We start from the raw sequence: 13,925 nt of genomic DNA on the forward strand, positions 1-13,925 counted from the left end.
ACCCGCACCATCATGGGAAAAACTACTAAATATATTCTGATAGGCCTTGTAGCTCTTGTTGCCCTGTTATTTATTCTTAAGGCAGCCGGCATTATCGGTAAACCACAGCTTACGCAGGTTGCTGTTGAAAAGGCCGAAACGCGTGATATTAACGAAACTGTATCAGCCAGTGGTAAAATAAAGCCGCATGTTGCCGTAAAGATAAGCCCCGAAGTATCCGGCGAGGTGGTAGAACTACCTATCAAGGAAGGCGATGTGGTTAAAAAAGGCCAGTTGCTATGCCGCATCCGCCCGGATATTTTAAAATCAGGTTTTGAGCGTGCTGTAGCTTCATACAATACCCAAAAAGCGAGTGTGGGTAACTCTATGCAAATGCTCAAACAATCTGAAGCTACGTTTGCCAACCAGGAGTCGGTTTATAAACGTAGCAAGGAGCTATTTGATAAAAAAGTATTAACCATTGCCGAATTTGATAAAGCCAGGGCCGATTATGCCAGTGCCAAAGCTGCGTTGGAGGCCGCCCGCCAAAATGTAGTAGGTTCAAAATATGGTTTAGAGCAATCACAGGCTTCGGTTAAGGAAGCGTCTGATAACCTGGCTAAAACCACTATTTACGCCCCGGTTGATGGTGTGGTATCTAAACTTTCTATTGAAAAAGGCGAGCGCGTGTTGGGTACACAGCAATTCGCGGGTACCGAGATCATGACGATCTCTGACCTCAGCAAAATGGATGTAAATGTTGACGTGAACGAAAATGATATTAACAGGATAACGGTTGGTAACAAGGCACAAATTGAGATCGACGCTTTCCAGGGAAAGAAATTTTCTGGTGAAGTAATTGAAATAGGTAGCTCCGCAAATGTGGTAGGTACCAACGCCGACCAGGTAACCAATTTTACCGTTAAGGTACGTATCACCGCGCAATCATACATGGATCTGCTTAGAAAGAATGCCGAAAATCATTCTCCTTTCCGTCCGGGGCTTACTGCTACCGTAGATATCAATACCAATCATGTTAGAGCCCTTTCGGTACCTATCCAATCTGTTACCACACGTGAGGAGAAGAAGGCCGATGACAAAAAGAAAAATGACGACGACGATAAAAAGACCGCTAACGATGCGCCTGCAAAAGAGTATGTGTATGTGTTGCAAGGTAACAAAGTAAAGCAGGTTGAGGTAAAGACGGGTATACAGGATGATACTTATATTCAAATACTATCCGGTCTTAAAGGTGGCGAGGAAGTAGTTTCCGCACCATTCGCGGCTATCTCCAAAACCTTGAATGACGGAATGATGGTAGAAAAAGTAGATAAGGCAAAACTGTTTACCGATACTAAGAAATAATTATTTAAGGAATTAAAGATAAAAGGACAAAGGACGAAAGACTTTGTCCTTTTATCGTTTTTAAATCTATGGTTGAATAAATTAATCCTTTAGGATCGCAAAATAATACAATCAAACTTTTTATGCTAAGACACGAAGCATCTATCTGCGAAATAATCACTGATTGACAGATTCTTCACTGTCGCTTAGAATGACAATAACTTTTCTTCTTGTCGGTAAAAGCTTCGACGAAACAATCATCCCTCCACGCAATGAGCGGACCAACGTTGATTACAGCATTATCTTATGGCTCAACTTGCTTAATGACTAACAACCTCGTATAATTTCACTAATTTGCGGCACCGGTAAAACCAACAGCCGGAAGGGACATTAATTGCATCAATGCTAAAGCAACTCAACAAAATTGCTGTAATTGGCGGTGGCAGCTGGGCCACAGCTAATATCAAAATGCTTACGGATAATACCATGCCTAAGGAGATTTCCTGGTGGATGCGTAATGCCGAGGCGGTAAACTATATCAAAAGCTTTCGTCATAATCCGCATTATTTAAGTTCAGTCGAAATAAAAATACCGGCCGAGAATATCAGCACCGATCTTAAAACAATTATCAGCCATGCCGATTTTGTATTATTGAACGTGCCTGCTGCTTTTCTAAAAGAGGCGCTTAAGGATATTACTCCTGATGATCTTAAAGAAAAATATATCGTGTCGGCCATTAAAGGTATCGTGCCCGATGAGAACAAGATCATCGGTGAGTTTCTGCACGAAAAGTACGAGGTACCTTTTCATCATATCCTCGTGTTAAGCGGCCCCTGCCATGCTGAAGAAGTGGCGCTCGAAAAACTATCGTATCTTACTATTGCCTGCAAGGATACCGCATTGGCATCGGCGTTTGCCGGTATGTTAAGTACAAGATATATCAAAACAGTGGTGTCTGACGATATTTATGGTACCGAATACGGTGCCGTACTGAAAAATATTTACGCGATAGCCAGTGGTATATGCCACGGAGTAGGCTATGGCGATAACTTCCAGTCGGTGTTGATCTCTAATGCTATTCGCGAATTGGAGCGTTTTGTGGATGTGGTACATCCAATCGACCGCGATATTAAGGAATCGGCTTACCTGGGCGACCTCCTGGTAACCGCTTATTCGCAGTTTAGCCGTAACCGTACCTTTGGTAATATGGTTGGGAAGGGCTACACTGTAAAGTCGGCCCAGTTGGAAATGAATATGATTGCCGAGGGGTATTATGCAGTAAATTGCCTACACGAGGTAAATAAACAATACAAGGTAGAAATGCCTATATGTGAGGCTGTTTACGCTATTTTGTACAAGAAAAGCCCACCTGCGCTTGAAATGCAAAAATTGGCAGAGAAATTGAGTTAGCATATACATTAATTAATATGCTACCATATCATGAAGAAACTATTTAAATCAGCCCTGTTTGCTGCCGCAGTATTCGCAGCATCATCGGCAATGGCACAAACACACAAGGATACTACTTTAGGGCAAAAAATAGGTCACACAGCAAAAAAAGGCTGGAGTGCTACCAAAAAAGCCGGTAAAGCTGTAGGTAACAAAACTGCTGAACTTGCTTCAAAAGGCGCATCAGCTGTGGCAGATAAAAAGTATGATGATAAAGTTGGCCCGCAAGGACAAACCATTTACATCGATAAGGATTCTAAATACTACTACGTAAACAAAAAAGGACATCATGTTTACGTATCAAAAGCAAGGTTAAAAAACAAACCTGCCGAAATGAAATAAAAACTCAAAAAAGCATCCGCTACCAGGCGGATGCTTTTTAATTACCTAATACCATATTGAAAAAGTTCGCGCTCATATTTGTACACCTGGCCGGCGCCTATATCTTAGGCATGAGTGCCTGCCATACCAACACCGCTAATAAAAAAGTACAAGGTAACTGGAAATCCAAAGACGGATCTATACTGCTTAAAATAACAGACAAGCAGTTTGTGATGGAAAATGATTCGCCGGTGCCCGAAGATTATTTTGTAAAAGGCGATACCATTTTTACTTCATTTGAAGGCAACCAACCTTATACCAAGTTTGTAATTAAAAAACTTGCGGACCGTGAAATGAGCCTGATCATGCCTGATGATTCGGTTGCCATTGAGTTCTCAAAATAAAAAAACCTCCCGGTGTATTACACACAGGAGGTTCAAAAACAAAACTAAAACAATACCTTACGGCTGTTAAGCCGCAGGCACACTAAAACTAAAATCTTCTGCGGCGCTCAGGGCGTTCTTCGCGGCGTTTACCACTAAAATCGCGGAAACCGCCTCCGTTGCTATTGGCACCGGCACCTGCAAAGCTTTTCTCGCGGCGTTCGCCACCTTCGCGTCTGTCGCCACGGTAACCTCCTTCGCGTTTCTGGTAGCCACCTTCTCTGCGACCACCGCCACCGCCACGGTTGCTGCTAACGCCTTCGCCTGAAATTTCTATACGAACCGGACGTCCTTTAAAGTCTATACCTTTAAAGTTGTTCATCACATTGTCAACATCAGCGTTAACTACTTCGAAGAAAGAGTAAACACCTTTAACGTCTATTTTACCAACGTTACGGCCGCTTATTTTGGCATTGTTGCAAATGTAACCCAGCAATTCGCCTCGGCTAAACTCATCTACACTGCCCAGGTTAATAAACAGACGGGTGTATTCCGAACGCATGCCATCGCGGTTAAAGCGATCGCCTTGCGCGCCTTCTCTGCTGCGGAAATCATCAGCAGGGGCGTTCAAGTCTGGTGCATTCTGGTAATATTCCAGGAAGCGGTTAAACTCAAGCGATGCAAAGCGTTTGATCACTTCTTCCTTGCTCAGTTCAGCAAATTCATCCATTATACGCGGGATGTATTGCTCAATCTGCGATTCGTTAACCTCAACATTGTGTACTTTATGTACCAGTGCAAAAAGTTGTTTTTCGCAAACATCAAAGCCTGTAGGTATTTCAGCTTTAACAAACTTTTTACCTATAACGCGCTCAATCTGGCGTATTTTGCCTAATTCTTTACTGTTAACAATAGAGATAGAAACACCGGTTTTACCTGCACGTGCCGTACGGCCGCTACGGTGGGTGTAGTTCTCAATTTCATCAGGTAAAGAATAGTTGATAACGTGTGTAACATCGTTAACATCAATACCACGTGCGGCAACGTCAGTAGCAATTAACAATTGCAGGCTGCGCTCGCGGTAGCGTTTCATTACCTTATCGCGTTGTTGTTGTGAAAGGTCGCCGTGTAAAGAGTCGGCATTGTAACCGTCTTTTATCAGCGCCTCTGCAATTTCCTGGGTTTCTATTTTGGTACGGCAGAAAACGATACCAAATATCTCAGGGTTATTGTCAACAATGCGTTTAAAGGCAGCATATTTATCACGTGCACGTACTACATAGTACTCATGCTCGATATTTTGGTTGCCTGTGTTTTTAGTACCCATGGTTAACTCAAAAGGGTTATCCATGTATTTTTTAGCAATTCTTCTTACCTCTGCAGGCATAGTGGCCGAAAACAGCCAGGTCTTTTTCTCGTCGGGAGTGGTTGATAAAATATTGTCAATATCTTCCTGGAAGCCCATGTTGAGCATCTCATCAGCCTCGTCTAAAACAACATATTTAACCTGCGAAAAGTCTATCGCCTTACGGTTAATAATGTCCAGCATACGGCCAGGTGTAGCCACAACGATCTGCACACCACGACGAATTTGACGCAGTTGATCGCTGATGCTTGCACCGCCATAAACGGCAACAACATGTACGTTGTTCATTTTTTTGGCGTAGTTGTTAATGTCGTTCGTGATCTGTAAACAAAGTTCACGAGTTGGGCATAAAACAAGCGCCTGCGGATGATTTTCTTCGAAATCTAATAGTTCTAATAACGGCAGTCCAAAAGCAGCTGTTTTACCGGTCCCGGTTTGGGCTAATCCGACAAAATCGTTGCTGCCTGTTAACAATACCGGGATTGACTGTTCCTGGATTGGAGTAGGATTTTCAAATCCTAATTCAGAGATGGCATTAACAATATCATGACGGATTCCCAGTTCAATAAATGGGTTGTTCATGAATTAAAATAACGAATTTGGCAACATCGCCAAATCGGGGGCAAAGGTACGTTTAATATTTGGTAATTCAAATATTGACCCTAATTTTATCAATGATGACTTTGCTGTGGCAGTATACGCTAATAAAATTCAGAAAATCAGTCAGATATCATCTGTATGATTAGATGACCTGCAGGTTATGCCCGGTCATGTAAAGGATGATGATGATACCACCTACCAGAATGCGGTACCAGCCAAATAGCTTAAAGCCCCGTTTTTCTAAGAAAGTGATGAATGTTTTTATGGCTAATAATGCCACTATAAAGGCTATGGCATTACCTACAGCTAACAGCTTAATTTCTTCGCCTGTAAAGCGGTGCCCTTCTTTGTAAAAGTCGTAAAGCTTTTTGCCGGTAGCAGCAAACATAGTGGGTACCGCCAGGAAAAAGGAGAACTCCGCGGCGGCTTTGCGGCTAAGCTTCTGGGCCATACCGCCAACAATAGTAGCTGCCGAGCGTGATGTACCCGGAATCATGGCCAGGCACTGGAACAGGCCTATTTTAAAGGCGGTTGGATAGTTAATGGCTTTTTCTTCTTTTACATCAGACTGGTTAAACCACTTGTCTACAAATAATAAAATAATACCCCCAATAAATAAGGTTATACCTACAGTAAGCGCGCTTTCTAACAAAGCATCTATCTTTTTGCTGAAAAGTAAACCGAAAATGGCTGCCGGTATAAAAGCAACTATAAGCTTAAAATAAAAATCGAGCGACTGAAAAAATCGTTTCCAGTATAATATAATGACCGAAAGGATGGCGCCTAATTGTATGGCAACAGTAAACAGTTTAACAAAGTCATCGGCAGCTATGCCCATAACAGATGATGCGATGATCATGTGCCCGGTAGAAGATACAGGCAAAAACTCGGTTAGTCCTTCAATTATGGCAAGGACTATTACGTGTATAATATTCATTACTTAGCGGCTGGCTTTTTCAGTATAGCATAAAAACCAATGCCGAAGCCGGTTAAAACTACGATAGGGGCTATTACAATTTTGGTAGTGCTGTAGATGTCGGTTGTGCCGCTCATTAATACAAACCCAAATGCGACCACCGCGATGGCGATGATCAGCCACATGTAATTGTCTTTGCCAAATACAAATTGCGCCGGTATAGTGTTCACAGGTGCTTCGGTGCTTTTAGCCGCAGATGTTGCCGCTTTGCCTGTTGTTTTTGTTTCTCTTAGTGCCATTTTTTAATGAGTGAATGATTAAAGGTGTAAGTGAGCGAGAGGTTGCAAGAGCTAATGACTCAATGACCCAATGACTACCTGTATAGATCGTATATTTTTAAACGTAAAAACTTGTTAACTGCCAAAAATGTACTGAAGCCTGATATAAAAATGCCGATAGCTACCACGGCCAAAAACACAAAACCGAACTCGGCAGGGCTTTGGAGTATCACCAGATCAGGTATTTGCTGGTTGGCAAAATACAGCGTACCGATAAGGATAATAATAGCGATAAGCGCCCCTAACAGACCATGCCATATGCCATACAATAGAAAAGGCTTACGTATAAAGCCCTTTGTAGCCCCAACCAACTGCATTGATTTAATGAGGAAACGCTGGGAATAAATAGCCAGCCGTATGGTATTATTGATGAGTGCTACAGACAGTATCACAAATATGCCGGCAAATACGATGATGATTAAACTAATAGAGGTGATGTTGGCATTCATTTGGTCAACCAACGACTGCTGGTATTTTACCTCTTTTACCAGTGGGTTTTTCATCAGTTCGGCCTTAAATTTATCTATACCGGCATTGTTCGCATAATCAGCTTTCAAGTAAATATCCAGCGACTGCGATAATGGGTTGTAACCAAGGAATTTAACAAAGTCCTCACCCAGGTCTTTTTGCAGGTTACGGGCTGCAAGTTCCTTGCTCACATACTGGGTTTGCTTAACCATAGGGTTGGCATCCAGTTGTTTTTGTAATTGCAGCACATCGGTCTCATGCGCCGAATCGTCCATAAAGATATTCAGTACAATGTTTTCCTTTACATAGCGCGACAGGTTGTTGGCGTGTACCAGTATCAGCCCCAGCAAGCCTATCATCAATAGAACCATAGCTATACCGAAAACGGTAGATATATATATCGTTTTGGTTTTCTTTGCCGACGCGCTTGCTTCAAATTCTTCCATGTGCACTTGTAGATATGAGTTTAGACGTAAGCCATGAGCAGGGCTCATTTAGCTTACACCAGGTTCTATAGTTTGCGAAATTAACAAACCAGCCATAAAGGTAAAAGTTTCCGCTTCAATATTAACAATAATTAACTAAGTGCTTGTTAGGCCATAGCCGTTTAATGGTTCAGATCCGCAAACTGGCACCAAAAAAGTAATTGCGTGGCGGTGCGGGGTTAAAGTAACGGTTCCCTACTGCGTTTAGGTCGTTTCCTAAACTATAGCGTTGGTTTAGCAGGTTATCGGCGCCGGTATACAGCTCCAGCATTGTGGTATGTGTAAGCCGGGTTTGCCATGACACCTTTGCCTGCAGCAAATGGTATTTTTGGGCGTAAACCGAATTGGCATCATTTAGCGGAATGCCTGATGTATAATTATGCTGCACAAAAGCAGCTAAACGGTAAGGGAGTAATACCTGTACAGATGATACAATTACCTCACGTGGCACACCTGTTAAGCGGTTCCCTGAGTAATTATTACCGGCTGCCTGGTAATTGCCGAACGTAAACCGGCTAATAGTGACAGCCGTATTTACCTGCAAACCCCGCAAAAAGCCGCTGTTTTTCTTCCTGATGAGCCAGTCGGTAAAGGCCAGCTCGAATCCCGGCTGGTTAGTGCCCCCGGCGTTAATGTAATATTCAGTTTCGTTGGGGTTGAGTTGCCGAACGATGGCATTATGCAGTTTGTAATAAAAAACAGAAGCATCAAGTATCAAGCTTTCATCAAAGTTGCGCAGCCTGAACCCGGTTTCGTAGTTCCAGCCGGTTTGTGCCTGTAAAGCGGTGTTGATAATATTATCAGTAGGGCGGACTTCGGCGGTGGTGGGCGTTGAATAACCCCTGCTAACGGAAGCCCTCCATATGAAATTATGGGCAAGTTCATAAGAAAGCGCCAGCCTGGGCATCAATACCGGGTTAAAATTGCGGTTGGTAAAGTCGGCTTCGTTAAGCGGTTGCAGGTTGCGGAATTTGTAACCGTAATAGTTTATACTGGCCGCGGCTTCGGCGTGCAGGCGTTTAAATATATCGGCGGCGTAACGCGCGAAAAAAAAATGCTGGCCGGTATTGATCTTATCTATTTTCTGAACTGCGCCTTTTTCGCCTCCGTTGTTATCGTAGTTACTGATCTGCGAATTGGTTTGCTGCCATTCCAGCCCCAGGTTTACTTTCCAGTCGAAATTTTCCCTGGCAATGGCTGATAGAGTGAAGTAACTGCGTATACCCAACGTGTTTTCGGCCCTTTGTTCATAGTTGGTTATAAAGGGGTTGGCGAAATCTACATGGTTACCATAAACAGCTAATACATTCCGTATCCTGTTGCTTAACGCAGCGTCGTTCACCAGGCCGCCCCACAGTAACTTGGTGTTGATACCAATGTGCTGATCAATGGCTCCGGGCAGAGTTGCCGTAGGCAGGCGCGCCGAGCGTGGATCGGCCAGCATTTGGTTGTAGGTTAGCCCTCCGGGTGTTTGGTAATCCAGGTCGGCATACAAGGCTGTGGCCTTTAATTCGCTGTTGCCGGCATAGCGGTAGGCATCCGATGCTTGCATATAAAGGCGGTGCATCCGGCTGTTTTGCCTGTACCCATCGTAATTCTGGTAGGATTGATTAAAGCTAAACCGATTGTTGCCTGTTACCTTTTGCAATGATACTTTTTGATGAAAAAGCCCGTAAGAGCCGCCATTGATACCGGCGTTTAAAAAGTTGCTGTCTGCACGGTTAACGGTATTTAGTAATACTACCCCGCCCGAGTTTGCCCCGAACAAGCTGCCATCCGGCCCTTTAAGTATCTCGATATGCCTGATGTTTGCGATATCTATGGCATTAAGATAAGTGTTCCCGCCGGCATCGGTAAGCGGGATGTCATCAAAATATATTTTTACGTCGCGTATGCCGAAGGGAGAGCGGAGCAGGCTGCCTCGTATACTAAGCCGGTAGCTGCCCGGTGAGCGTTCCTCTGCCCTAAGGCCGGGCAGAGTGTTGAGTGCGGTAACAAATGAATTATCGGGCTGCAGCCTGAGCTGCGGGGTACCCAATACGCTAACAGACGCAGGTATAATAATAGCTGGCCGCTGGCTCAAATAACCATGCACGGTAACCGGCGCCAGTTGGCGTGCAGTATCCGGACCGGATGATTTTACTGTTTGTGCCGATAAAGTTAGATGGGCGGCCAGAAAAAATAATATAGCCTGAACATGTTTTTTCATGTGCCGCTAAGCTAACTAAAAAAGATTTTGTTGGCAGCTATTAAATTGAGCTAACACGCCAGATGCGGTTGCTGGTATCATCAGCAATCAGTAATGCGCCATCCTTGGTAACAGCTATGCCCACTGGCCTGCCATAAACCTCCTTTTTATCCAGGTTAGCTACAAAACCGGTTAAAAAATCTTCAGGCTGGCCGCTTATCTTACCATTGGTAAAGGGTACAAATACTACTTTATAACCCGACAATACCGAACGGTTCCAGGAACCATGCTGCCCTATAAAAGCGCCGTTTTTGTAGCGGGAAGGGAATTTGTTGCCGTTATAAAATTTTAAACCCAGCGAAGCCGTATGCGTTCCAAGTGAAATATCGGGGATGATGGTTTTTTTTACCATATCCGGGCGCTTAACCTTTAGTCTGGGATCTTCATGCTGCCCGAAATAGGCCCAGGGCCATCCGTAAAAGCCGCCCGGCTTCACGTTGGTAAAGTAATCTGGTACCAGTTCATCGCCCAGATTATCCCGTTCATTCACTACAGTATAAAGGGCTCCTGTTCCCGGCTGCAGGTCTATTCCGGCAGGGTTGCGCAGGCCTGATGCATAAATACGTTCACCGCTGCCATCGGTATTGATCTCTAATATGTTGGCACGCCTTTTCTCAACTTCCAGGCCATGCTCAGCAACGTTTGTACCTGACCCTACGGCTATGAAAATTTTGCTGCCGTCAGCATTGGCAATAATATTTCTGGTCCAATGGTTGTTGTAACCACCAGCGGGTAAGGACAGTATCATCTTTCCCGGCGAAGTAATTTTAACCTGCCCGGGCTGGTAGTCGTATCTCCACAAGCCATCTGTGTTGGCTACATAAAAGTGATTGCCTATTATCAGCATTCCGTATGGCTGGTTAAGGTTTTCCAAGAACACACTGCGGTGGTCAACCTTGCCGTCGCCATTGGTATCACGTAGTAAGGTAATGCGGTTGGCGCTTTTCCCCAGGTTCTGCGATTTGGATATGCCCAGTATTTTAGCGCCCAACTTTTTAACCCCTCGTGCCTCGGTATTAGCTTCGGCAACAAAGATGTCGCCGTTGGTAGCTACATATATATTACGCGGGTTTTTCAACGTATCTGCCAGCAGGTTTACTTTAAAACCAGTCGGCGCTACAGGCATTTTGCCAGCCGGCCAGCCAATTACCTTGCAATAATTTTTAACGGCCTCGGTAGCATAGGGTGCAGGTAACTTTACCTGCTGTTCCCGGGTTTTTACAGTATCGGCTTTAGCCGGATCGGGCTTTTTCTGCTGGCAGCCAAAGGCAAGAATAGCTATAGTTATAATGGTGGAAGATAGTTTCACTTAAGACGGTTTTAATTAATAACTAACCTCAACGTTAGGCTATTGTTTGGTTATCAACCTGCTTCAAATATTAAAAAAGTACTCAATTGTTTTATATTTGAGCATCTCCATGCAATTTAAACTTAGGCTGTTAGTTTTTTTGGTTGTAGCGTTTAGCTATAAAGCATACGCGCAGGTATGTACAGGCAGCCTGGGCGACCCGGTTTTTATCTTTGATTTCGGATCGGGCAATAACCCTAAATTTCCTACTACCGATTATAAATATGTTACGGCTGTTTGTCCGCAGGATGGAGAGTATGGTATCGCGAAATCAGTAACCGGGTGTTACGGTAATACCTGGAATAGCATACTGAAAGACCATACCGGTAATGATGGTTATATGATGGTAGTAAATGCCGATAATATTGCTAACAAGGAGTTTTTTTCAAAAGCAACCACGGCTGATGGTACTAATGTTGGCGTATTGTGTGAAAATACCACCTACGAATTCTCGGCCTATATACTCAATGTGGTAAGGCCGGATTTAATCGATTATATAAAGCCTAAAATAACCTTTGTAATTACTACCCTTGCCGGTGATATCATCAAGCAATCGCCTCCAACAGAAATTCCTGAAACCAGTGACCCTGCCGGATGGCAGAAATATGGCGTATTTTTTACCACCCCGGTGGGAGTAAATGCCGTAATCGTAAAAATGATCAATAATGCACCGGGCGGTAAGGGTAATGATTTCGTAATGGATGATATCGCCTTCAGGCCATGCATCCCTGACGTTGTACAGATCAACTTTTCAACAGACGCATCAGGCGCACCCAAAAACCAGTGTGCCGATGTAGATGGAAGCTATACCATCAAGGCAGTGCCACCAGCCGGCTATGATTTTGTGTGGCAACAGAATATTAATGGCGCAGGTTGGGTAGATATCAACGAATCAACGCCTACTCTTACCAGGAAATTCCCGGCAGGTTCAGCTGTAGGTGTTTACCAGTACAGGTTAGGTGTCGCTAAAGCCGGAAATCTGTCAACACAAAATTGCAGGGTGTATTCAAACGCTGTCACCATTAATATAAATGCTGTGCCCAGCCCTGCAGCGTTACAGCCGCAAACTGTTTGCCAGGGAGATGTAATAACTTTATCTGCCAGCGGTGGTACTACTTATGAATGGACCGGTCCCAACTTACCACCAACCACTCAAAACCCATTGGTTATACCAAATACAGATATGGCCAACGCTGGTTTGTATCATGTAAAAGTGATATCGGCGGCAGGGTGTTCCACTACATTGCCGGTTACGGTAATCATTAATGCCCGGCCGGTAGTAACCGCCAGTGCTGCTGTCAGTGAAGTTTGCAAGGGGAGAAGCACACAACTCACGGCTACCTCTGCTACGGCAATCAGCTACAAATGGGTGCCGGCTGCAGGCCTCTCTGATCCGGATATTGCCAATCCAGTAGCCACGCCTTTAATAAACACACATTACACCGTTACCGTTACAAACGCGCAGGGTTGTACGGGTAACGCGGGTGTGGATATTGTTGTAAAACCCCTGCCCGAGGCTGGCGCCGGCAGCAATAAAGTTATTTTCGAAGGGCAATCGGTAAGGCTCAATGGTGCTGCCGGCGGCAGCGTTGGTAACTATAGCTGGAGCCCGGCTTCTTCGTTAGATGACCCGTATAGCCTTACACCATTGGCAAGCCCCACGGATGATGTTACCTATACACTTACCGTAAACTCCGCCAATAATTGCGATTTGGCTACCAGCCAGGTATTTGTGCGGGTGTACAAAAAGATAGTTGTACCCAATAGCTTCTCGCCCAACAATGATGGTATAAATGATCTTTGGAATATAGAGGCATTGATCACCTATCCGGAAAGTGAATTATCGGTATATGACCGTAACGGGCAGCGGATATTCTTTAGCCGTGGCTATGGTAAGCCATGGGATGGCAGGCGTAATGGTGCCGACCTGCCGGCAGGAACTTATTATTATGTGATTGATCTTAAAAACGGCACATCTCAGTTAAAGGGATGGGTGCTTATCGTACGTTAATTTCATAACCTGATAAACTTGTCCATTTGTTCGTTGGTGTACTTAATAGTGTCCTCTTTTATCAGGTCGCCTTCGGCATTCATTTCGCCGCGTATACCGGCAATATGTATTTTCAAGGGCATCACGTGCAGGTTAAGGTAGTGGCAAACGCCCGTAAAATGGTCAATTCCGCGGATGTTACCATATTTGCCGGATGAAAGCCCAACCAGCGCCGCCTTTTTATCGTAAAAGCTTTCGGGGAAACTACAGGCATCGATAAAAACTTTCAGTACGCCAGGGAAACTGCCATTATATTCAGGTATTACAAAAAGGAACTTCTCTGTAGCGGTAACCATTTGCTGTATGGTGGTAAACGCCTCGCTTCGTTTACCGTATAAGTCGGTTTGTATCAGGTTGGCCGGGAGGTCCATTAACGAAAATAAGTTAGTTTCAAGTCCCTTTGCGGCCAACTGCCGCTGGTAATATTGGGCCAGTTTAAGTGTGGAACTTCCGGGGCGGTTGGTTGATGCTATGATGGTGACCATGATATGTTAGAGAATAGAGGTTTGTGATTGGAGATTAGTTTGTGTGAGTATTAAAAGAGGCTTAAGTCTTGTAAATCAATTAGATGAAGTCCTAATCTCTGTTCTTAATCTTTAATCTCTCAACCTCACTAAATGTTTGTAAGTT

The 13,925-nt window shown here is 44.2% G+C and carries 12 protein-coding genes; 5 read left to right on the plus strand and 7 right to left on the minus strand.

The genetic code is table 11. The features are described 5' to 3' along the window. Window positions 1–12: 12 nt before the first annotated feature. The 4 genes from CKK33_RS06700 (at window position 13) to CKK33_RS06715 (ending at window position 3,497) form a co-directional block, all read left to right on the plus strand. Window positions 13–1,344 (plus strand): efflux RND transporter periplasmic adaptor subunit, encoded by a 1,332-nt coding sequence (locus CKK33_RS06700; protein ID WP_095703367.1) that lies wholly within the window; start codon window positions 13–15, stop codon window positions 1,342–1,344. 381 nt (window positions 1,345–1,725) lie between these two features. Continuing rightward, window positions 1,726–2,733: an NAD(P)H-dependent glycerol-3-phosphate dehydrogenase gene (locus CKK33_RS06705; protein WP_095703368.1), complete on the plus strand. Its 1,008-nt coding sequence runs from the start codon at window positions 1,726–1,728 to the stop codon at window positions 2,731–2,733. A gap of 30 nt (window positions 2,734–2,763) precedes the next feature. Then, window positions 2,764–3,114: a hypothetical protein gene (locus tag CKK33_RS06710; RefSeq protein WP_095703369.1), complete on the plus strand. Its 351-nt coding sequence runs from the start codon at window positions 2,764–2,766 to the stop codon at window positions 3,112–3,114. A 56-nt stretch (window positions 3,115–3,170) separates the two neighbouring features. After that, on the plus strand, window positions 3,171–3,497 hold the full coding sequence (locus CKK33_RS06715) for a hypothetical protein (protein WP_095703370.1): 327 nt from the start codon (window positions 3,171–3,173) through the stop codon (window positions 3,495–3,497). Window positions 3,498–3,585: 88 nt separating this feature from the next. Here CKK33_RS06715 and CKK33_RS06720 read toward each other — a convergent pair whose 3' ends face one another. From CKK33_RS06720 to CKK33_RS06745, 6 genes are all read right to left on the minus strand, one after another. Then, complete coding sequence (locus tag CKK33_RS06720; RefSeq protein WP_095703371.1) at window positions 3,586–5,424, minus strand: DEAD/DEAH box helicase; 1,839 nt, start codon at window positions 5,422–5,424, stop codon at window positions 3,586–3,588. A 160-nt stretch (window positions 5,425–5,584) separates the two neighbouring features. Then, window positions 5,585–6,379 (minus strand): undecaprenyl-diphosphate phosphatase, encoded by a 795-nt coding sequence (locus tag CKK33_RS06725; RefSeq protein ID WP_095703372.1) that lies wholly within the window; start codon window positions 6,377–6,379, stop codon window positions 5,585–5,587. Next, the gene (locus CKK33_RS06730; RefSeq protein WP_095703373.1) at window positions 6,379–6,657 is read right to left on the minus strand and encodes a DUF3098 domain-containing protein; all 279 of its coding nucleotides are present in this window, start codon (window positions 6,655–6,657) and stop codon (window positions 6,379–6,381) included. Before CKK33_RS06730 ends, CKK33_RS06725 begins: the two co-directional genes overlap by 1 nt. Window positions 6,658–6,731: 74 nt before the next feature. Continuing rightward, window positions 6,732–7,610: an ABC transporter permease gene (locus CKK33_RS06735; RefSeq protein WP_095703374.1), complete on the minus strand. Its 879-nt coding sequence runs from the start codon at window positions 7,608–7,610 to the stop codon at window positions 6,732–6,734. A 169-nt stretch (window positions 7,611–7,779) separates the two neighbouring features. Further along, entirely contained in the window at window positions 7,780–9,858 is a 2,079-nt protein-coding gene (locus CKK33_RS06740) for a TonB-dependent receptor (protein ID WP_095703375.1), read from the minus strand. A 40-nt stretch (window positions 9,859–9,898) separates the two neighbouring features. Then, on the minus strand, window positions 9,899–11,206 hold the full coding sequence (locus tag CKK33_RS06745) for a sorbosone dehydrogenase family protein (protein WP_095703376.1): 1,308 nt from the start codon (window positions 11,204–11,206) through the stop codon (window positions 9,899–9,901). Between the two features lie 109 nt (window positions 11,207–11,315). Between CKK33_RS06745 and CKK33_RS06750 the strand changes: the two genes are divergently transcribed. Beyond that, window positions 11,316–13,256: a gliding motility-associated C-terminal domain-containing protein gene (locus CKK33_RS06750; protein WP_095703377.1), complete on the plus strand. Its 1,941-nt coding sequence runs from the start codon at window positions 11,316–11,318 to the stop codon at window positions 13,254–13,256. Window positions 13,257–13,258: 2 nt separating this feature from the next. Here CKK33_RS06750 and CKK33_RS06755 read toward each other — a convergent pair whose 3' ends face one another. Next, window positions 13,259–13,780, minus strand: coding sequence for an NADPH-dependent FMN reductase (locus CKK33_RS06755; protein ID WP_095703378.1), 522 nt, complete (start codon window positions 13,778–13,780; stop codon window positions 13,259–13,261). Between the last annotated feature and the right edge of the window lie 145 nt (window positions 13,781–13,925).

Source organism: Mucilaginibacter sp. MD40 (genome assembly GCF_002288635.1).
Taxonomy (GTDB): domain Bacteria; phylum Bacteroidota; class Bacteroidia; order Sphingobacteriales; family Sphingobacteriaceae; genus Mucilaginibacter.